This window comes from Mycobacteroides sp. H001 (assembly GCF_001440005.1).
In the GTDB taxonomy this organism is placed as follows: Bacteria; Actinomycetota; Actinomycetes; order Mycobacteriales; family Mycobacteriaceae; genus Mycobacterium; species Mycobacterium gwanakae.
On record NZ_LJYH01000025.1, the window covers coordinates 1 to 20,394 of the forward strand.

The window sequence follows — 20,394 nt, forward strand, 5'->3', positions numbered from 1 at the left end:
GTACTACCCGTATCAGCCGCCCGGCGGGTACCCGCCTCCCTACCCGTATCAGTACGGTGCGCCGGTGCCCCCGCCCGCCCCAAAGAATGGTCTCGGGGTAGGCGCGCTGGTGGTGGGCATCATCGCCGTTCTGTTCTCCTGCACAGTCTTTGGCGGGTTTATCGGCGGCCTTGTTGCGGTGATCCTCGGGATCGTCGGCGTGCGAAGGGTCACGCGCGGGGAAGCCAACAATCGCGGTGTGGCGATCTCCGGCATCGTGCTCGGAACCCTTGCCGTGCTGTTGTCCGCGGCGATCCTGGTGTTCACGCTGGTTTTCATGAGGTCAGCCGGTCTGACCGACTTCCTCACGTGCGTCTCCAATGCCCAGGGTGACCAAGTCAAGGCAACCCAATGCCAGAACGACTTCGAGAAGCGGATGAATCAGAAGGCCGGTACTCCCGCGCCCTGACGTTTACCGCGCTGGTGGATCGGCGGGCAGCACGTGCTCGCCGACACGATCGGTGGCCAGGCTGAGCGAGGAGATGTACTGCTTCTCGCCGTCGGGACCGGGCTTGGCGGAGGCGAGCATATCGGGACGCTCAAACTCGATTCCGCTTACGGCACAACGAAGTAACTCATCCGACGGGTTCCCGTACTCGTCGTACATCGGCAGGTCGATACCGTCGTCGGTGCGACGCAGGTAGTACTTTCCGCGTGTCGCGACCGCGAGAATGGGCGGCAACACGAAGGCGATGACGACGGCCACAATCGGCGAGTAGGGCCGGATCGCCTCGCCGAACACTCCGAAGAAGACTAGGATCGAGATGCCCGCCGACAGCAGCATCGAGACGAATCCGACCGGATTGACGTCGTAGAGCATGCCGCGCCGGAATTCCGGTTTCATGGGCGAGAGCTTCAGGACGTACTTGTTGATCGCGATATCGGTGGCCACCGTGACCACCCAGGCCATACCGCAGTTGGCGTAGAACCCGAGAATGGTATTGAGGAAGTCGAACATGTTGGCTTCCATCAGCACCAGGGCGATCACCAGGTTGAACAGCACGAAGACCAACCGGCCCGGGTAGTGCTTGGTGATACGGGTGAATGAGTTCGTCCAGGCCAGCGAACCCGAGTAGGCGTTGGTGACATTGATCTTGATCTGGCTGATCACCACCAGAATCACGGCCAGCGTGATGGCGAGCCAGTGCGGCATCATGTTCTGGTAGATCTCCAGGAACTGGTGCACCGGCTGATTGGCCACGGCAGCGCCGCCGGCCACATTGGCGATCAGATACACCGCCAGGAACAGCCCGATCACCTGTTTGATGGCTCCGAACAGCACCCAGCCCGGCCCCGCCAGCAGCATCGCGGTCCACCAGCGGCGGCTGTTTTCGGGCGTCTTGGGCGGCATGAACCGCAGGTAGTCGATCTGCTCGGCGATCTGGGCGATCAGGGACAGGCACACGCCCGCGGCGAGCATGATCGACCCCAGATTGACGCCTTGTGCCTCCTTGCCACCGTAGGCGAAGAAGCTTCCGATCGAATCCGGGTGACGCACCACGAGATAGACGAACGGGATGACCATCATGACGAGCCACAGCGGAGTGGTCCACACCTGCAGCACCGAGAGCGCCTTCATCCCGTAGATGACTAGCGGAATGATGATGATGGTGGAGGCCGCATATCCGATGGGTAGCGGCACGCCAAGCCCGAGCTTCAGGCCCTGGGCCATGATCGAGCCTTCGAGCGCGAAGAATATGAATGTGAACGTCGCGTAGATGATGTTCGTGACGATGCTGCCGTAGTAACCGAATCCGCTTCCGCGCGTGATCAAGTCGAGATCGATGTTGTAACGGGCGGCGTAGTACGAGACCGGGATTCCGGTCAGGATGATGATGACCGCGAACAACCCGATCCCCCACAGGGCATTTCCGGTGCCATAGGAGATTCCGATGTTGGCGCCGATCGCGAAGTCGGCCAGGTAGGCGATGCCACCCAGGGCGGTCACACCGACAACAGCCGGGCTCCACCGTCGAAATCGCCTGGGCGCAAATCGGAGGGTGTAGTCCTCCAAGGTCTCCCGCAGTGCCGCGCTTTCGGCGGCATCGTGGGTGGACGGAGCAGACGAAACGGGTGCGGATGCAGTCGTATCGAGAGTGTCGGTCACGCGGACAGCCTGTCGAGCGCCCAAGTCGTGCGCGTTTTCCAGACGTTAATGTCCTGTTACGCAGGCGCTCCAGCAGCTGTTTTGGGGCGCAACCGTGGGGTGAACTCCAGGCTCAGCAACGCGAATGCCACCAGCGGCACCGTGGACATCTGCACAAGCACGTAGCGCCGATCCCCCAGCGCGTGGAATTTGCGCAGGTAACGGTACAAAGACTCTAGGGCGATCAGCGGATCGAGTACGTGAATCGCCGAGTAGCAGAGCTCCTGCACGCGAGTGCGGTCCTGCTCGGCGAAGATCTCCGGGAATGCCGCGAACGCCAGCGACAAGCGACGGGCGCCTTCGGTCCTGGCGAGTGCGATCATGTCGATGGTCAGTCGTTCGTCGATCCCGTTCGGTGCACCCGGGCGCCGCCACGGCACATCGAGAGAGATATCGGTGCCGCCCCCGGTGGTTGCGTAGCGGTGAAACCCTTGCACCACACCGCGATCATCCCGGGCGATGATCAGCCGAATGCCGGGATAGCGCCCGAGTAGCGCACCGTCGAGGATCATCGAGAATCCGCGCTCGAAGCGGCCTCCGTGCGAAAGTTCCATCACCTGTTGCAGTTCGGCGCGCAGCCCGCCATCGAGACCGCGCTCGTCGACGATCTCTGTGGTGACCCCCGCGTTGTGGGTGCGCTGCATACCCTGGCGCAGATTCCGATACTTGCGGCCCACCATGTCGAAGGCTTGCACATCGACCACGACATCACGACCCACCGCGATGGCGCGGAGTGAATGCCCCAGGGAATGCGGGTCACTCCACAGCGATAGACGACGCTCACTGCACCCCAATATCGCGATGCGCCAGCCATGCGAGCGACACATGGCCGCGAATTCCTGAACCAGGGACGGGAACCGGGATTCGTCACCGATCGGATCTCCACCGACCACGGCAAAACCGGCGCGCGTCCGGTACGCGATGGCTGCGTTGCGATCGGCGTTGAAGTAATACGACTTGAGCGAGTGCATCGCGAAGGCTGCCAACGGGTCGTCACCGGTTCTGTCCACCAGTGCACCGACCTCGGCCAGCGCCTCGGGCTGCGCCGGCGCCGATGTCGGCCACATGAGGATGAGCCCGGCCGCGACGACCAACGCATCGCCGGCGTGCTCGAACTGCAGGACTCCGGCCCCCAACGCGACCAGCACGGACACTCCGGCCCACGCCGCATGACCGTACGTGACCGGCCGCCCCAGAAAGATTCCGCGAGCGATGAATCCGACGCACAACAGAACGGTGAGCGGCCAGAGGATTTCATCGAAATCGGGTTGCTTCGGGTATCCGGAATGGGCGACCAACAACACCAGCCATCCCGCGACCAGCAGCACCGCGGCGGCACTCACCAACCGTGCGGGCCTCGAATCGCTGTGGACTGCAATGCGTTCGGCAATACGCACGTGGGTGGTTGCGGCCGACGGTTCCAGCATTCAGCCACCTCCCACGGTCTCCCAATACCGACCTTCAAGAATACTCCCGCAGCTACCAGCGGTCGGAGGGATCGCTCTTTCCGATCGCAAACCAGAGGATGGGACCGAAGATCGGGAAGACGAGCACGATGATGGCCCAGGGAAGCTTCTCGCCATTGGGCTTGACCGGGTCTTTGATGATGGAAATGATGGTGACGACAGTAAGAACCAGCACCAGTAGAGAAAGAATTCGAATCATGACCGCCCCGGGAAGTGTTTGACAATACCTTCCTGGATAGTACTGGCCAGCAACGCCCCTTCGCGATTGAAAAAACGCCCAGCCCCCGTTCCCCGGCCCGCCGAGGCAACCGGCGACTCGGTTGCGTAGAGCACCCAGTCATCGAAGCGCACCGGGCGGTGAAACCAGACGCTGTGGTTGATGGTGGCGGCGAAAATCCGGTCGTAACCCCACGACAGGCCATGGGTGGTGATGATCGAATCCAGCACCGTGGTGTCCGATGCGTAAACCAGTGCCGCGCTGTGCAGAACCGGATCGTCGGGCAGTGCGGAGTGGGTCTTCATCCACACCCGATTATGTTCCAGCCGTTCGGATTTCGCCTTGAGAACCCAGGCCGGATCGTTGTCGTAGCGCCATTCGATGGGCTTGAGGGCGGCCACGAACATCGGCACGGTCTCCTCGTAGCCGACCAGGTGCTCGTCGATGGTCGGCAGTGTTTCAGGATCGGCCACCGTCGGCGGTTTCACCGCATGTTCCAGCCCGGGTGAATCCTTCAGGTACGACACCAACGCGGAGGACAGCAACAGGTCACCCTGGACCGCGTCGACGCGGCGATTGGCGAAATTGCGCTCGTCCCGCAATCGCAGGACCCGGAACTCGATGTCTTGCTCGGGGTCGCCACCGTTGATGAAATGGGTGGAGACGGCCGCCAGCGAGAGCTTCTCGGACACGGTGCGCCCCGAGGCAACCACGGACTGTGCCATCAGCTGACCGCCGAAGGTCCGGGGCGGATTGACCGTCGGGTGACCGCCGATGAACAGGTCGGTCTCGGGGTTCTTCAGCTCCAGCAGCGCGAGTAGCTGTGCGAAATCAGGTGCGTTGCTGATGCTCGATCCTCGTCTCTAGTGGTCGTCCTCGCCGATCCGGTGTACGTGGATCAGATTGGTCGAGCCTACTGTCCCGGGTGGAGCGCCCGCGACGATCACCACCAGATCTCCCCGTTGATAGCGCTCCATAGCCAGCAACGCCGTATCCACTTGTTGGATCATGCCGTCGGTGGTGTCCATGACCGGGACGATGAAGGTTTCAGTTCCCCAGGTCAGCGCCAACTGGCTACGTACCTCGGGCAGCGGGGTGAAGGCCAGCACTGGCAGTGGAGTGTGCAACCGGGCCAGCCGTCGCACCGTGTCGCCCGACTGTGTGAACGCCACCAGGGCCTTGGCGTTGAGCCGTTCGCCGATATCGCGCGCCGCATATGAGATGACACCGCGTTTGGTTCGCGGCACGTGGGTCAGCGGCGGCGCGCTCACCGAGTGGCTCTCGACCGCGGACACGATGCGGGCCATCGTCCGCACGGCCTCCATGGGGTACTTGCCCACCGAGGTCTCCCCCGACAACATCACGGCATCTGCCCCGTCCAGGACCGCGTTGGCGACATCCGAAGCCTCGGCGCGCGTCGGGCGTGAGTTTTCGATCATCGACTCGAGCATCTGAGTCGCCACGATGACCGGACGCGCGTTCTCACGCGCGATCTGGATAGCGCGCTTCTGCACAATCGGCACATCTTCGAGCGGAAGTTCGACCCCCAGATCGCCGCGAGCGACCATGATCGCGTCGAATGCGAGCACGATCGCCTCAAGGTTGGCGACCGCCTCGGGCTTCTCGAGCTTGGCGATCACCGGCACCCGACGTCCGACGCGGTCCATGATGGCGTGCACCAGTTCCACATCGCCGGGCGACCGCACAAACGACAGTGCGATGAGGTCCACCCCGAGGCGCAGTGCGAACTCGAGATCCGCGATGTCCTTTTCGGACAGGGCCGGCACCGAGACATTCATCCCCGGAAGGGAGAGCCCCTTGTTGTTGCTGACCGGACCTCCCTCGGTGACCCGGCAGACCACGTCGTTGCCTTCGATCGCCTCGACGGTCAAGCCGACCTTGCCGTCGTCCACCAGAAGCCTGTCGCCCACGGCAGCATCGGTAGCCAACTGCTTGTATGTGGTCGACACCCGGTCCGGGGTTCCCACGACATCCTCGACGGTGATCCTGACCTGTTCGCCTGTCGCCCAATGGGTGGCCCCGGTGGCGAACCGGCCCAGCCGGATCTTGGGACCCTGCAGGTCCGCGAGCACGCCGACCGCGCGCCCGGTCTCGTCGGATGCCTTACGCACCCAGCGATAGTTCTGCTCATGGTCGGCGTGCTCGCCGTGGCTGAAGTTGAGTCGCGCGACGTCCATCCCGGATTCGACAAGCTCACGCACAAGCTCGGCGGAACCGGTCGCAGGACCAAGGGTACAAACAATCTTTCCGCGTCTCGTCACGACTTTTGAGCATAGTCGTGCTGATACCTACTCACGAGTCAGCGCGGACACGATTCACCAAGCGGTTACCTTCACCGGTTTGCGTTGTCAGGAGGCCAATTTCAGACCGATGATGCCGGCAACGATCAACCCCAGGCTCAATAGCCGCCAGGCGTTGGCCGAATCGCCGAACAGCACGATGCCCAGGATTGCGGTGCCGACAGCACCAACACCCACCCAGATCGCGTAGGCGGTGCCGACCGGCAAGCTTTTCATCGCAATGCCCAGCATCGCGATACTGATGATCATCGATCCGACAGTGCCGACGGTCGGCCACAGCCGAGTAAATCCCTCGGTGTATTTCAGACCGATGGCCCAGCCCACCTCGAGCAGACCCGCAAGAAGAAGGACCAGCCAAACCATGAGAGATACCTCCACATTTCGGTGAGGCCGTCCCCTGGCGAAGAATTACCGGGTCGTCCCGGTCATCTTCATTGTCTCACATGTCAATCGCGAAGCTGCCGACCCGCTTTATCGCTGACCTTGCCACCGAAGATCAGGACCGCATCGACGACCGCCCAGATGACAGCGACGATTCCGAACGTCACCAGGCCGATCAGCAGCTGGACAACGCCGAGCAGCGTCTGTCCCAGATAGATCCGACCGAAGCCCAGAAATCCGACCAGGCCCAACAGTTGCAGCAGGCCGGCGATCAGCTTCGACTTATCTGAGTACGGTGCCCCGGTGGCCGGGTCACGCCCGTACGGTGCGGCGGGGTCCACATATGGGGGTGGATACGGGACGCCTGGCGATGGCGGCACCGGCGGAGGTGTTCCGAAAGGAGGCGGCGTGCTCTCGGTCATTTCTCCACAATGCCAGAATTCTCACCGGTCTCGTCGGCCGATTCCTCAGCGGGGTCGTCCACCGGGGGTTTCGTGACGTCTTCCTCCCCCGCGTCCGCGGCATCAGTAGAGTCCGCGGGTTCCTGAGCGGCAGCCTCACCGTCCGCGCTCGCGGCCTCTTCGGTCTGCGCTGGGGTACCACCCAGGGTCGCCGGGTCCTCACGTCCCTTGGGGGCCAGCAGAATGTAGGCGATCGCACCGAGGAACACCAGTGTCGAAGTGAAGGAGTTGACGCGAATTCCACCAAACTGTGTGGCCGGGTCCACCCGCACCAATTCGACCCAGAAGCGTCCCACGCAATACGCCGCGACGTACATCGCGAACAGGCGTCCGTGCCCGATCTTGAAGCGCCGATCGACAAAGATCAACAGCGCGAAAACAAGGACGTTCCACAACAATTCGTAGAGAAAGGTCGGGTGGACGACCTGTGCGACCTCTCCGGTGGACACACCGTTGAGATTGAGAACGTCTACCGTGCCGTCGGCCGAGCGCCGGTAGAACAGCTCTAGCCCCCACGGCAGCGTAGTGGGACCACCGGTGAGTTCCTGATTGAAGTAGTTGCCCAACCGGCCGATCGCCTGGGCCAGCACGATGCCGGGAGCGATCGCATCGCCGAAGGCGGGCAACGAAATACCTCGCCGGCGGCAAGCGATCCAGGCGCCGACACCACCGAGGGCGACGGCTCCCCAGATACCGAGGCCGCCTTCCCAGACCGCGATCGCCTTGCCCAGACCCTTGCCGTGCGGGCCGAAGTACGTCTGCCAGTCGGTCATCACGTGGTAAAGACGTCCACCGACCAGTCCGAACGGCACCGCCCACAACGCGATGTCATAGATGACGCCGCGCTCGCCGCCGCGCTGCTCCCATCGACGATCGCCGATGACCAGCGCGACGATGATGCCCGCGATGATGCACAGTGCGTAGGCGCGGATCGGGATGGGCCCCAGATGCCAAACCCCTTGGGGCGGGCTGGGGATATATGCCAGATTCACGACTGTCACGGTGTTGTCCCTGCTTTTCCTGTCATCCCTGGGCTTAGGCCCTTCGGACTCCGGTCGCCAACTCTTCAGTCAGGCTACGCACGGCGGTCGCACCTTGGGGGGCGGCCGCTACCAGCGCCGAGCCCACGATGACGCCGTCGGCATATGCGGCGATCTCGGCTGCCTGAGCACCGGATCGCACGCCAAGACCGACCCCCACCGGGATATCGGAGACCTCGCGAACCCTGCTCACCAGTGCGGGAGCGGCATTCGACACCGCATCGCGAGCGCCGGTGACACCCATGGTGGACGCCGCGTAGACGAAGCCCCGGCATGCGCCGATCGTCTTTTCAAGTCTCTCCGGCGTGGATGAGGGCGCGACCAGGAAGATGCGATCGAGGTCATGAGCATCGGAGGCCGCGATCCAGTCTTCGGCCTCGTCGGGGATCAGATCAGGGGTGATGATTCCGAGGCCTCCAGCCGCGGCGAGGTCACGTGAGAATGCGTCAACGCCATACCGCAGCACCGGATTCCAGTACGACATCACGACGGCCTGTCCGCCGGCATCGGTGATGGCGCGGACCGTCGTGAAAACGTCAGCCACCCGAATCCCGTTACTCAGCGCGGTTTCCGCCGCCGCGGCGATCATCGGGCCGTCCATCATCGGATCCGAGTAGGCGATTCCGACTTCGATGATGTCGCACCCGCCCTGCACCAGCGTGGTCATCAGTTCGATCGAGGTGTCCAGGTCCGGATACCCGTTGGGCAGATAACCGATCAGCGCGGCACGCCCCTCGGCGCGGCACTTGTCGAAGACCTCGGTCAGGCGGCCTGACTGCGTCATGCCCCGGCCCCGTTCTGATCCGCGTCGTTCTTGTCCAAGAGGTCGAACCACTTGGCCGCGGTCTCGACGTCCTTGTCGCCGCGTCCGGACAGGTTGACCACGATCACCGCGCCTTCGCCCAGCTCCGTTCCGAGCTTGAGTGCGCCCGCGACGGCGTGTGCCGATTCGATGGCCGGGATGATGCCCTCGGCGCGAGAAAGCAGCAGGAAGGCGTCCATGGCCTCGCTGTCGGTCACCGGGCGGTAATCGGCGCGCCCGGTCTCACGCAGCCAGGCATGCTCGGGGCCCACTCCGGGGTAATCCAAACCCGCTGAGATTGAATGAGACTCGATAGTTTGACCATCTTCGTCCTGCAACAGATACGAGTAGGAGCCCTGGAAAGCCCCGGGCGTGCCACCGGTGAATGTGGCGGCGTGCCTTCCGGTTTCGACACCGTCGCCGGCGGCTTCGTACCCGACCAGCCGCACCTGTGGATCGTCGATGAACGCGTGGAAAATACCGATCGCGTTCGAGCCGCCGCCGACACAGGCCACCACCGCATCTGGCAATCTGCCGACCTGGTCCTGTACCTGAGCCCGCGCTTCCATACCGATGATGCGCTGAAAATCGCGAACCATCACCGGGAAGGGATGTGGGCCGGCAGCGGTACCGAAGCAGTAGTAGGTATTGTGCGCGTTAGTCACCCAGTCGCGCATGGCGTCGTTGATCGCGTCCTTGAGGGTCTTCGATCCCGATTCCACGGACACCACGGTCGATCCCAACAGCCGCATTCGTGCGACATTGAGTGCCTGGCGTGCGGTATCGACGGCGCCCATGTAGATGACGCACTCGAGCCCCAGAAGTGCACACGCGGTGGCAGTGGCGACTCCGTGCTGTCCCGCGCCGGTCTCCGCGATGACGCGTGTCTTGCCCATCCTCTTGGCCAGGAGGACCTGGCCAAGAACGTTGTTGATCTTGTGGGAACCGGTGTGGTTCAGGTCTTCTCGCTTGAGCAGCAGACGTGCACCGCCGGCGTGGGCACTGAGGCGCTCGGCCTCGTACAGCGGCGAGGGCCGGCCCACATAGTGCGTCTGCAACCGGTCGAGCTCGTCGAGGAAGGACCGGTCGGACCTGACCTTCTCGTACGCGGCGGTCACTTCTTCGATGACGGCCATCAGGGCCTCGGCCACATATCGGCCGCCGTAGGGACCAAAGTGCCCGCGGCCATCGGGATCATGCGCGGTGGGCTCGGCGATCGCAGCACTCATCTGCGGCAGGCCGGTGTTCTTCATGATTGTCTAGCGAGCCGGTTTGGGGCAGGACGGATGCGTGCCCGCGGTCACCAAATCGGCGACGGCTCCGCGCGGATCGCCACTGGTAACCAATCCCTCACCGACCAGTACGGCGTCGGCACCTGCACCGGCATACGCCAGCAGGTCGGCCGTCCCGCGAATGCCGGACTCGGCGATGCGGATGATGCCGCTGGGCAGCCCCGGCGCGATACGCGAGAAGCAATCCCGGTCGATTTCAAGAGTTTTCAGGTCGCGGGCATTGACACCGATAACGGATGCGCCGGCGGACAGCGCACGATCGGCTTCTTCCTCGGTGTGTACTTCCACCAGCGCGGTCATCCCCAGCGACTCGGTGCGGTCGAGCAGCGAGACGAGTGCGGTCTGTTCCAGCGCCGCAACGATCAGCAGGATCAGGTCGGCACCATGTGCCCGCGCCTCGTGGATCTGATACGGACTGATGACAAAGTCTTTGCGCAACACGGGAACTGATACGGCGGCGCGCACCGAGTCCAGATCGTCGAGACTTCCGTGGAATCGCCGCCCCTCGGTGAGCACGCTGATAATCCGTGCTCCCCCGTCCTCGTAGGCCTTGGCAAGCTCTGCGGGATCGCTGATATCGGCCAGTGCACCACGCGATGGGCTGGCCCGCTTCACCTCGGCGATCACGGCGATTCCCGGCTCGCGCAGCGCGGCCATGACATCGAGTGGCTTGGGTGCTGCTTTGGCGGCCGCCTTCACGGTGGCCAGATCAACAACGGCTTCGCGAGCCGCGACATCAGCGCGCACGCCATCGAGGATCGAATCGAGTACGGTTCCCGAACTCATGACCTCGACGATTCCCTTCTTGCGACGCCCCCGCGCCTACACGCTCGAACTTCACAGAAGGGTAGCCGTTCGAGGCTCACACAAGAAAACCGGGTCAGGTAGGGCCCGACGAACGCTCGGGCGGACCGACGGTGGGGTCCTGTCCATCGTCCAGGCTGTCCCACATCACCCGCTCGCTCTGCGTCTTTTCTCCCAGATCCGCACTGTCTGAGCGTCGCGCAGCCGGAGTCTGATACTTGGTGTCCACGACACCCCGTGCGGCCCGCAGAAGCGTAATGGCGGCCAATACGACCACCACCGCGGCCACCACGGCGGTGGTGGCTCCACCGGAGAGCCGGTCGGCGCCGATCAGGGTGGACACCGGGACGTTCTTGACGTCCGCGGCGCGGGGCCCGACATCACGAACGGCCCATAGGCTGACCCCCAGATAGGCCGCACCCGCTCCGATCACCGCGACGAGAACCGCCAGGATCCGCAGGGCCCATCCGCGGATGGCCAGAGTCGCGATCGCCGCCGCTACCAAGGCGACCGCCAACGGGACCAAGGCCGCCGACCAGTCGGCGCCGGAAACCAGAATCGTTCGCGGCTCACCCAAACCGTCGAAGGAACGCAGGCGCACCCACGTGAACTTTGAGGCTCCCCACAGTCCACCGGCTGCGATCAGGAGCAATCCGGCGCCGGTGACCAGCCGCTTGCGGCCCGACTGCGGCGGAGCCGGATTAGACATCCGCGGCGCCCGTGAGGGTTTCGGCCGCGGCGATCGCATTGAGCACCGCGGTGGCCTTGTTCCTGGCTTCGTTGTACTCGTACTCGCCCGTGGAGTCGGCGACCACACCCCCACCGGCTTGCACGTACGCACGCCCGTCTTTGAACAGCGCGGTTCGGATCGCGATGGCGAAATCGGCGTTTCCGGCGAAGTCCAGGTATCCCAGCACCCCCCCGTACAGTCCGCGACGAGTCAGCTCGACTTCCTCGATGAGCTCCATGGCGCGTACCTTCGGCGCCCCCGACAGCGTTCCCGCGGGGAAACATGCGGTGATGGCGTCCAGCGCTGACTTACCGTCCGCCAGCGATCCCGACACTGTCGAGACCAAGTGCATGACGTGGCTGTAGCGCTCGATATGGCTGTAATCGCTGACCCGCACCGTGCCGGGCGTACATACGCGTCCGAGATCGTTGCGGCCCAAATCAACCAGCATGAGGTGTTCGGAGAGCTCCTTCTCGTCGGCGAGTAGATCCTTGGCGAGCAAGGTGTCTTCCTCATCGGTGGCGCCCCGCCAGCGCGTTCCTGCGATCGGATGGGTGGTGGCCACTCCGTCCTTGACGGTGACGAGCGCCTCCGGACTCGATCCCACGATCGAAAAAGCTGTCCCGCCATCGGCATCCGGCGCATGCAGTAGATACATGTACGGGCTCGGGTTGGTGACCCGCAGGATGCGGTACACCTCCAGCGGGTCGACGTCGGTCTCCATTTCGAAGCGCATGCTCGGCACCACCTGAAATGCCTCGCCGGCTTCGATCTCGCCGACGAGTTTGTCGACGATCGCGCTGTATTCCTCCACCGTGCGCTGGCTGCGATACGCCGGTGCCGGGCGCTCGAAATGGGCAACAGTCGAGGGCAACGGCTGCCCCAGCGCCGCCGTCATCACGTCGAGTCGCGCGACCGCGCCGTCATAGGCCTCGGCCACACGCTCCGGGGTGTCATCCCAGTTCACCGCGTTGGCGATGAGAGTGATGGTGCCTTCGTGGTGATCGACGGCCGCCATATCGGTGGCGAGCAGGAGCAGCAGATCCGGCAGCCCCAGATCGTCGACTGTCTGCTCCGGAAGCCGCTCCAGCCGCCGGACGATGTCATAGGACAGGAAACCGACCATGCCGCCGGACAGCGGCGGGAGGTCCGACAGCGCCTCGCCTGCCAGCAGGTCCATGGTGGCCCGCAACGCATCGAGCGGATCGCCCCCGCCGGGAGCCCCCTCCGGGGCGGCCCCGAGCCAGGTGGCGTGGCCGTCGCGCACCGTCAGGGCAGAGGGCGATCCCGCGCCGATGAAGGACCAGCGCGACCACGACCGCCCATTCTCCGCCGATTCAAGCAGAAAGGTGCCGGGCCGGTTGGCGCCCAGCTTGCGGTAGGCGGAGAGCGGTGTCTCGCTGTCTGCCAACACTTTTCGGGTCACCGGCACCACCCGATGCACCGCCGCCAGGGCGTTGAACTCTTCCCTGGTCGTGGTCGCGGCGCCACTGACGGTGCTATGCATGCGTGCCATTCTCCCAGACCCCCGCCAACGGATTCGGCCATGCCACCAGCGTCAGCGGTATGCGGAACCTAACCTTCGTATGCCTTGAGGGTCGCGACGAGTCGCTCCAGGCCCGCGACGACCGAGGCGCGCTCGTCTCCGAGCCCGGCGAGCGCTTCGGCTTCGATACGCAGTTGCTCGGGAAACAGTTCGTCCACGACCGACCGGCCACTGTCAGTCATGCTGATGATGGCGGCGCGCCGGTCGTTGGCATTGGCTTCGCGTCGCACGTACCCGCGCTCTTCCAGCTTGCGCAGCATTCTGCTCACCCAGGCCTGCGATACCCCGAGTTCTTCGGCGACTTGGCGCGCGATCACCGGCCCCTTGCGGTGCCGGAGCACGACCAGGATGTCGTGTTCGGGCTCGGCGATGGGAGCGGACGCGTACAGAGGCTCGAGCAACCGGTTGAGCAATCCCGACGCGCGCTTCAGCGAACCGATCACCTCCATAGCGGACGTGTCGAGCTCCGGCCTGTTCAGCGTCCAGTCACGGGTGGTGATCGAACTCTCGTGGACAGCCATCATGCCTCTCGGTCCAGGTGTGCCGGATAACGCGGATCGGGCCCAGGCTATCGAAAACGGGGCATCACCATCGGCGAGCTCGGCAACAAACGCCCGCAGTGCGGCCATTTTATTCCTCAATCACTCGCACCAGCTGCTGAGACAAGGATCTCAGCAGCGAGATCTACACCTAATACATAACTTGTATAGTATCTGTCACGCATGAGCACGCTTTCCCGCTCTGACCATCTGGCACATGGCCCAGACGAATCGATCGCGAGACTCATCGGCCGTCACTCGTGACGACCACGTTCCACACCACTCGGCAAGCAATGAGGCAAGCCGACGCCCCCCAGATGTTGCGGGTCCCCGCTGGTCTTGATCCTCGAAAGGTGCAGCCATGAGCGTTTCCAGAAGCCGTCGTGTGGTCAGCAAGATCTGGTTACCCGCACTAGCGATCGCCATAGTTCTTATCGCCGGGCTGGCCATCAAGTTCGCGCACGGGGTCTTCGGCTCGCAGGACCTCACCCGCAGCCCGGGGGGCAATTTCGCCGTCGTTCAGTTCAATCCCAAGAACATCGTCTACGAGGTGTACGGCGATTACGGCGGCTGGGCACGGGTGAGCTATTGGGATACCGACAACAGACCTGTCGATATCGAACTCACCGGATTGCCCTGGACACACACTGAAACGACCGTCTTGACGACCGCGACCGGGGACATCACAGCTCAGGTGGCTGGGCGAAATGTCGGCTGCCGCATCACCGTTGACGGATTGGTGCGCTCGGAGCACACCGCGACCGGTGAGCACGCCGGCGTCTGGTGCCAGGTGCTTTCCGCATGAGCGCACACTCCGCCCAGAAGCCGCGCTTCGCCAAGGCAATTCGTAAATACTCGATACTGGTCGTGCTCGCGTGGGTGGCGTTCACCATCGTGATCAATACCGTAGTGCCACAGCTCGAACCGGTTACCGACGCGAATCAGGGCCCGTTGGTACCGCTCGATGCTCCGTCCTCGAAAGCCTTGATCCATATCGGGGAATCGTTCAAGGAATCAGACAGCAACAGCCTGGCGATGGTCATCCTGGAGGGTGATCACAAGCTGAATGACGACGACCACAAGTTCTACGATGTGCTGGCCAGCAAGCTGGAAAACGATAAAAAGCACGTCCAGTACGTCATGAATCTGTGGGGCCAGGGCACGACTGCCGCAGGTGTGCAGAGTTCCGACGGTCAGGCTGCCTACACACTCGTCCGTGTCGCAGGTGATCAAGGTTCGACAGTCTCGGACGAATCGATCCGTGCGGTCCGCGAGTTGGTCGCCGAAGTCCAGCCCCCCAATGGGGTAAAGGTCTATGTCTCCGGGTCGGCCCCGTTGTCCACGGACATGCTCCAGGTAGGCAACCAAAGCATGATCCGCCTGATGTACGTGACCATCGTCATCATCACGGTGATGTTGCTCATCGTCTATCGTTCTGTCGCAACGGCTTTGCTGACACTACTGATCGTGATGGTGGAACTGTCCTGTGGGCGAGGCGTTGTCGCTTTCCTCGCGTATCACAAGCTGATCGGCATCTCCGTGTTCGCGTCGAACATCCTGGTGTCGTTGATTCTGGGCGCCGGAACCGACTATGCAATCTTCCTGATCGGTAGGTACCAGGAGGCGCGTCACGCCGGCGAGGACCGGGAAACCGCGTATTACTCCGCGGTCAAGGGCGTCTCCCACGTCATCCTGGGCTCGGGCCTGGCCATTGCCGGCGCGACATTCTGCCTGCAATTCACCCGCCTTAATTACTTCAACACGATGGGCCTGCCGTGCGCGGCGGCGACGCTCGTGGCGGTCGCGGCATCCCTTACCTTCGGGCCCGCGGTGCTGGCACTCGGCAGCCGTTTCGGGATCTTTGACCCGAAAAGGAAAGCGGACTCTGGCATTTGGCGCAAGGTGGGTACCGTCACCGTGCGGTGGCCAGGGCGTATTCTCGTCGTGAGCAGTGTCGTGGTGATGATCGGCTCGATCACCCTGCCGACGTACAAGCCCAATTACAACGACCGGATCTACATCGCCGGCGATGTACCGGCGAACCAGGGCTATGCGGCCGCCGACCGGCATTTCCCGGTGAGCAAGCTCAACAGCGACATGCTCATGATCGAATCCGACCACGATATGCGCAATTCGACGGACATGATCGCCTTGGACAAGGTGGCACGCGAGGTGTTCCACACGCCGGGGGTCGCGATGATCCAGAGTGTCACCAGGCCATTGGGCACACCACTGGAGCATTCGTCCTTCACCTACACGATGGGGACGATGGGAACCAAGATCAACGAGCTGATCCCGTTCCTTACCGATCTCACCGACCGGTTCACCCAGATGGCCGATATCACCGATCGCATGGCCGCCCTGATGCGCCAGCAGCAGGAACTGACTGGGCAGCAGGCCGATTCGGCGCATATCTCGCTCAAGGGCGCACAGGAGTTGAAGGACGTCACCGTCAATATGCGGGACACCCTGGCCAACTTCGACGACCAGTTCAGGCCACTGAGGAACTACTTCTACTGGGAACCGCATTGCGCCGACATCCCCATGTGCTGGGCGATGAGATCGCTGTTCGACATGACCGACCAGGTCGATTCGATGACCGACGCGGTCGATGACAGCCTCAAAGCCGCGATGATCCAGGACGCCGTCACGCCACAGCTGGTCCAGGTCATCGGCAAGAGTGCCGCAGAACTGGACAACATGCGCAAAGTGGTGCTTACCGAGCAGAGCACCATGCGGCCGATGCTGACTCAGCTGAACGAGCTGGGCCGCCAGATGATGGATCTCGGGCACGCCTTCGACAGTTCCAAGAACGACGAGTTCTTCTACCTGCCGCCCGAAGCCTTCGACAATCCGTACTTCCAGATCGATCTGAAGTACTTCGTGTCACCGGACGGGAAGTCCGCGCGCTACATGATCTATCACGACGGTGAAGCGCTGAGCGAGGAAGGCATCGACCACGCTCAGGCCTACCTGCCGGCAGCCAAGGAAGCGCTGAAGGGAACGACGCTGGCCGGTTCGCGGGTTTATCTGGGGGGCGCGGCCGCAACGTACTGGGATATCCAGGACGCCACCAAGACCGACCTCCTGATCGCGGCGATCGCGGCATTCGCGCTGATCTTCCTGGTGATGCTGTTGATCACCCGCAGTGTGGTCGCGGCACTGGTCATCATCGGCACGGTCGCGTTCTCGTACTCGGGAGCCTTCGGCCTCTCGGTTCTGGTCTGGCAGCACTTCCTGGGCATACCGCTGAGCTGGTTGAACCTGCCCATCACCTTCATCATCCTGGTGGCCGTGGGATCGGACTACAACCTGCTACTCATCGCCCGCTATCTGGAGGAAAGCAAAGCCGGGCTGAATACAGGTTTGATCAGAGCGGTGGCCAACTCGGGCAAGGTGGTCACCACCGCGGGGATCGTGTTCGCAACGACGATGATGGCCATGCTCTCCAGCGACCTGTTGTCGGTCGGTCAGCTGGGGTCCATTATCGGGCTTGGCCTGCTGCTGGACACGCTCATCGTGCGATCGTTCATCACTCCCGCGATCGCCCGGCTTCTCGGTCCGCTGTTCTGGTGGCCGCGCATCATCCGTTCGCGTCCAGCACCTGCCCAGTACAGGGGAACGACTGTTGCCACTCATTGATCTGGCTCGCCGATACACGTTCCAGCTAATCTCCCACACCACACCACCGGGCAGGAACACCGTCACATTCTTCGATGGCATGCCGCACCTCATCACGTCGAAGGCATCCAGACCGTTCGACGGTATCGAACATACATTCGATACGTCAACGCCTTTAGCCTGAGGCGGTGGCCGATGAATGCTTGTTCTGCGGAATCGTCTCCGGTGTAGTTCCTGGTGTGCGCGTGGCAGAGGATGCCGACACATACGCCTTCATGGATATCAATCCGGGTTCGGACGGCCATCTGCTGGTCGTTCCGAAGCGGCACAGCAAGGACCTCCTGGAGATCCCGGCCGAGGATCTGAGTGCCGTCGCGGTGGCGGCCCAGCGGATCGCGAAAGCGGTCGTTTCCGAGCTCGGCGCCGACGGGGTGAATCTGCTGAATTGCTGCGGCGCCCACGCATGGCAGACGGAGTTCCACTTCCATCTGCACGTGATTCCACGATATGTCGACAAGTCCAAAGACCGGCTCGGTCTGCCGTGGGCACCGGGCATCCGCGGTGACGCCTTGACCATCTCCGCCCTGGGAAACCGACTGTCCAACGCGCTGGCGTAGCGTTCGAGTCATGAAACCTGGTGATCGCGTCGCCGACTTCGAACTTCCGGACCAGACCGGCACAACCCGCAGCCTCTCGGCGCTCCTGGCCGACGGGCCCGTCGTGCTGTTCTTCTATCCCGCTGCCAATACCCCCGGCTGCACCGCCGAGGCGTGCCACTTCCGCGATCTGGCAAGCGAATTCAAGGAAGTCGGCGCCTCGCGCGTCGGCATCAGCGTCGACTCGGTAGACAAGCAGGCCGACTTCGCCGATAAGCGCAAGTTCGACTACCCGTTGCTCTCGGACACCGGCGGCAAGGTCTCGTCAGCGTTCGGGGTCAAGCGCGGTCTGTTAGGCAAGCTGGCTCCGGTCAAGCGGACCACGTTCATCATCGGCACCGACAAGACGATTCTCGAAGTCTTCGCGAGCGAGCTCAACATGAACGCGCACGCCGACAAGGCTCTAGAGTTCCTCCGCGCCCGCAAGTAACACGTCGGCGTCAAAGCAACTGTGCGCGCCGGTGTGGCACGCCGGCCCGGTCTGGTCGACTTCCAGCACTAGCGTGTCACCGTCGCAGTCGAGCCGCACCGCGTGCACGTACTGGGTGTGGCCGGATGTCTCGCCCTTGACCCATAGACGCTGCCGGGATCGCGAGAAGTATGTCCCGCGTCGGGTCGCCAGGGTCTGCGCCAGCGCCTCGTCGTTCATCCACGCCACCATCAGCACCGTGCCGGTGCCGCGCTCTTGCACCACCGCGGTGATCAGGCCGGCCGCGTCACGCTTGAGGCGACCGGCAATCCCTGGATCCAGCTCGCTCATCGCACCGTGATCCCTTCCGCGGCCATCGCCGCCTTCACCTCGGCGATGGTCAGTTCCCGAAAGTGGAAGACACTGGCGGCCAGCACCGCGTCGGCGCCGGCCTTGACCGCGGGTGAGAAGTGCTCAACCGCACCGGCTCCGCCGCTGGCGATCACGGGTACGTCAACCGCTGTACGCGCGGCGGCGATCATCGGAAGATCGAAGCCCGCCTTGGTGCCGTCCGCATCCATGGAATTGAGCAGGATCTCCCCCACACCCAATTCGGCTCCCCGCCTGGTCCATTCGATGGCATCGATCCCGGTGCCCTTGCGGCCACCATGGGTCGTGACCTCCCACCCGGACGGTGTCGGCGCGTCACCCTCACGGACCCGGCGCGCATCCACGCTCAGCACGATGCACTGTGAGCCGAACCGCTGTGCCAGCTCGGCCAACAACTCCGGACGTGCGATCGCCGCAGTATTGACGCCGACCTTGTCCGCGCCCGCTCGCAACAGCACATTGACGTCTTCCACCGATCGCACACCGCCGCCCACCGTCAACGGAATGAACACCTGCTCGGCCGTGCGTCGCACCACATCCAACATGGTTGCCCGACCCGCCGACGAGGCCGTGACATCGAGAAAGGTCAGTTCATCGACGCCCTCGGCGTCGTATGCGGCCGCGAGCTCGACCGGATCGCCTGCGTCACGAAGGTTTTCGAAGTTAACACCCTTGACCACGCGACCATCGTCGACGTCAAGGCAGGCGATGACACGGGTAGCAACACTCATCGGTAGTCCTCCGGATCCCCGACCTCAGCCAGCACTTCCAGGATCTGTTCGTGCACACCGGGCGCGGCCACCAATACCGATGGCGATTCGGGGGTCCAAAGATTGCCGCGCAGATCCGTCGCGTGACCGCCCGCGGCCTCAACCAGTGCGATACCTGCGGCGTGATCCCACACGTGCGCGCCGAAACTCACTGCGCCACCGAGTATCCCGCCTGCCGTGAACGCCAGATCGATACCGGTGCTGCCGTGCATCCGCAGGCGCGAGGTGATGCGGCTCAGCTTCTCCACCACCGCCAGGCGGTAGCGACCCGGCACCCGCCCCTTCCAGTCGACGTTGAACGTGCCCAGGCCCACCGCAACATCCGCGAGATCGGCACGTGGCAACGGCGGCATCGCAACACCGTTGCGCACCAATGGACCACCTGCGACACCGGTGTACCTGTCCCCCATGAACGGTAGCCAGGTCAATCCGGCGACCGGCACCCCGTCGGAGAGCAGTCCCAGCAGAATCGCAGCCATCGGAGAACCCGCCGCGTAGTTGACGGTTCCGTCAATGGGATCCACCACCCAAACCAGACCAGAATCCACTGCCGGACCACCGAATTCCTCGCCGTGCACACCGATTCCGGTGCGGTCGGTAAGCGCCTCCACCACCATCCGCTCGATGGCCAGGTCCTCTTCGGTGGCGAAGTCCTTACCACCCTTGAACACGACACCATCGGCACCGTGCCCGGCCACGAAGCGCTGCGCCGCCACGTCCAGAATCAAGGACGCCTCGGCTACTAGCGCATTCAGATCAGGCAT

The 20,394-nt window shown here is 63.4% G+C and carries 22 protein-coding genes; 5 read left to right on the top strand and 17 right to left on the bottom strand.

What is annotated here, in order from left to right:
• Nucleotides 1-448 (top strand): DUF4190 domain-containing protein (locus tag AOT83_RS08975; protein WP_057980025.1); only part of this gene is annotated, 448 nt, incomplete at its 5' end.
• Nucleotides 449-451: 3 nt separating this feature from the next.
• Here the strand turns inward: AOT83_RS08975 and AOT83_RS08980 are convergent.
• From AOT83_RS08980 to AOT83_RS09045, 14 genes are all read right to left on the bottom strand, one after another.
• Nucleotides 452-2,146 (bottom strand): hypothetical protein, encoded by a 1,695-nt coding sequence (locus tag AOT83_RS08980; protein WP_057965859.1) that lies wholly within the window; start codon nucleotides 2,144-2,146, stop codon nucleotides 452-454.
• A gap of 56 nt (nucleotides 2,147-2,202) precedes the next feature.
• On the bottom strand, nucleotides 2,203-3,612 hold the full coding sequence (locus AOT83_RS08985) for a phosphatidylglycerol lysyltransferase domain-containing protein (RefSeq protein WP_057965860.1): 1,410 nt from the start codon (nucleotides 3,610-3,612) through the stop codon (nucleotides 2,203-2,205).
• 52 nt (nucleotides 3,613-3,664) lie between these two features.
• Nucleotides 3,665-3,850, bottom strand: coding sequence for a PLD nuclease N-terminal domain-containing protein (locus tag AOT83_RS08990; protein WP_030097729.1), 186 nt, complete (start codon nucleotides 3,848-3,850; stop codon nucleotides 3,665-3,667).
• Complete coding sequence (locus tag AOT83_RS08995; RefSeq protein ID WP_196328275.1) at nucleotides 3,847-4,716, bottom strand: acyl-CoA thioesterase II; 870 nt, start codon at nucleotides 4,714-4,716, stop codon at nucleotides 3,847-3,849. Before AOT83_RS08995 ends, AOT83_RS08990 begins: the two co-directional genes overlap by 4 nt.
• A gap of 15 nt (nucleotides 4,717-4,731) precedes the next feature.
• Nucleotides 4,732-6,150: a pyruvate kinase gene (pyk, locus tag AOT83_RS09000; protein ID WP_075908546.1), complete on the bottom strand. Its 1,419-nt coding sequence runs from the start codon at nucleotides 6,148-6,150 to the stop codon at nucleotides 4,732-4,734.
• 87 nt (nucleotides 6,151-6,237) lie between these two features.
• A complete protein-coding gene (gene sugE / locus AOT83_RS09005; protein ID WP_030097726.1) occupies nucleotides 6,238-6,552 on the bottom strand; it encodes a quaternary ammonium compound efflux SMR transporter SugE in 315 nt (104 codons plus the stop codon).
• 83 nt (nucleotides 6,553-6,635) lie between these two features.
• Nucleotides 6,636-6,992: an NINE protein gene (locus AOT83_RS09010; RefSeq protein WP_046253764.1), complete on the bottom strand. Its 357-nt coding sequence runs from the start codon at nucleotides 6,990-6,992 to the stop codon at nucleotides 6,636-6,638.
• Nucleotides 6,989-8,032 (bottom strand): prolipoprotein diacylglyceryl transferase, encoded by a 1,044-nt coding sequence (gene lgt, locus AOT83_RS09015; protein ID WP_057965862.1) that lies wholly within the window; start codon nucleotides 8,030-8,032, stop codon nucleotides 6,989-6,991. The genes AOT83_RS09010 and lgt overlap by 4 nt, the downstream gene beginning before the upstream one ends.
• 34 nt (nucleotides 8,033-8,066) lie before the next feature.
• Entirely contained in the window at nucleotides 8,067-8,855 is a 789-nt protein-coding gene (trpA, locus tag AOT83_RS09020) for a tryptophan synthase subunit alpha (protein WP_057965863.1), read from the bottom strand.
• Nucleotides 8,852-10,126, bottom strand: a complete 1,275-nt coding sequence (gene trpB / locus AOT83_RS09025) for a tryptophan synthase subunit beta (protein ID WP_057965864.1) — start codon at nucleotides 10,124-10,126, stop codon at nucleotides 8,852-8,854. The genes trpA and trpB overlap by 4 nt, the downstream gene beginning before the upstream one ends.
• Nucleotides 10,127-10,132: 6 nt before the next feature.
• Nucleotides 10,133-10,951, bottom strand: a complete 819-nt coding sequence (gene trpC / locus AOT83_RS09030) for an indole-3-glycerol phosphate synthase TrpC (RefSeq protein ID WP_030097721.1) — start codon at nucleotides 10,949-10,951, stop codon at nucleotides 10,133-10,135.
• A gap of 94 nt (nucleotides 10,952-11,045) precedes the next feature.
• A complete protein-coding gene (locus AOT83_RS09035) occupies nucleotides 11,046-11,678 on the bottom strand; it encodes a TIGR02234 family membrane protein (protein WP_044105637.1) in 633 nt (210 codons plus the stop codon).
• Nucleotides 11,671-13,206, bottom strand: coding sequence for an anthranilate synthase component I (locus tag AOT83_RS09040; protein ID WP_057966022.1), 1,536 nt, complete (start codon nucleotides 13,204-13,206; stop codon nucleotides 11,671-11,673). Before AOT83_RS09040 ends, AOT83_RS09035 begins: the two co-directional genes overlap by 8 nt.
• A 68-nt stretch (nucleotides 13,207-13,274) precedes the next feature.
• Entirely contained in the window at nucleotides 13,275-13,766 is a 492-nt protein-coding gene (locus AOT83_RS09045) for a MarR family transcriptional regulator (RefSeq protein WP_030097718.1), read from the bottom strand.
• A gap of 379 nt (nucleotides 13,767-14,145) precedes the next feature.
• Between AOT83_RS09045 and AOT83_RS09050 the strand changes: the two genes are divergently transcribed.
• The 4 genes from AOT83_RS09050 to AOT83_RS09065 all read left to right on the top strand — a co-directional run bounded on the left by AOT83_RS09050 (nucleotide 14,146) and on the right by AOT83_RS09065 (nucleotide 18,491).
• Nucleotides 14,146-14,589 carry an MmpS family transport accessory protein gene (locus tag AOT83_RS09050; RefSeq protein WP_030093376.1) on the top strand — a complete coding sequence of 148 codons (444 nt, stop codon included), beginning with the start codon at nucleotides 14,146-14,148 and terminating at the stop codon, nucleotides 14,587-14,589.
• Nucleotides 14,586-17,426 (top strand): MMPL family transporter, encoded by a 2,841-nt coding sequence (locus tag AOT83_RS09055; RefSeq protein ID WP_030093377.1) that lies wholly within the window; start codon nucleotides 14,586-14,588, stop codon nucleotides 17,424-17,426. The genes AOT83_RS09050 and AOT83_RS09055 overlap by 4 nt, the downstream gene beginning before the upstream one ends.
• Nucleotides 17,427-17,593: 167 nt before the next feature.
• Nucleotides 17,594-18,022 (top strand): HIT family protein, encoded by a 429-nt coding sequence (locus AOT83_RS09060; RefSeq protein ID WP_057965865.1) that lies wholly within the window; start codon nucleotides 17,594-17,596, stop codon nucleotides 18,020-18,022.
• A 10-nt stretch (nucleotides 18,023-18,032) separates the two neighbouring features.
• Nucleotides 18,033-18,491 carry a peroxiredoxin gene (locus tag AOT83_RS09065; RefSeq protein WP_030093379.1) on the top strand — a complete coding sequence of 153 codons (459 nt, stop codon included), beginning with the start codon at nucleotides 18,033-18,035 and terminating at the stop codon, nucleotides 18,489-18,491.
• Here the strand turns inward: AOT83_RS09065 and hisI are convergent.
• The 3 genes from hisI to AOT83_RS09080 are packed head-to-tail and all read right to left on the bottom strand — an operon-like array spanning nucleotide 18,465 to nucleotide 20,394.
• Complete coding sequence (gene hisI / locus AOT83_RS09070; RefSeq protein WP_030093380.1) at nucleotides 18,465-18,821, bottom strand: phosphoribosyl-AMP cyclohydrolase; 357 nt, start codon at nucleotides 18,819-18,821, stop codon at nucleotides 18,465-18,467. The two genes, AOT83_RS09065 and hisI, sit on opposite strands and share 27 nt — an antisense overlap.
• Nucleotides 18,818-19,591: an imidazole glycerol phosphate synthase subunit HisF gene (hisF, locus tag AOT83_RS09075; RefSeq protein WP_030093381.1), complete on the bottom strand. Its 774-nt coding sequence runs from the start codon at nucleotides 19,589-19,591 to the stop codon at nucleotides 18,818-18,820. Before hisF ends, hisI begins: the two co-directional genes overlap by 4 nt.
• Nucleotides 19,588-20,394, bottom strand: a complete 807-nt coding sequence (locus AOT83_RS09080; RefSeq protein WP_101312334.1) for an inositol monophosphatase — start codon at nucleotides 20,392-20,394, stop codon at nucleotides 19,588-19,590. The genes hisF and AOT83_RS09080 overlap by 4 nt, the downstream gene beginning before the upstream one ends.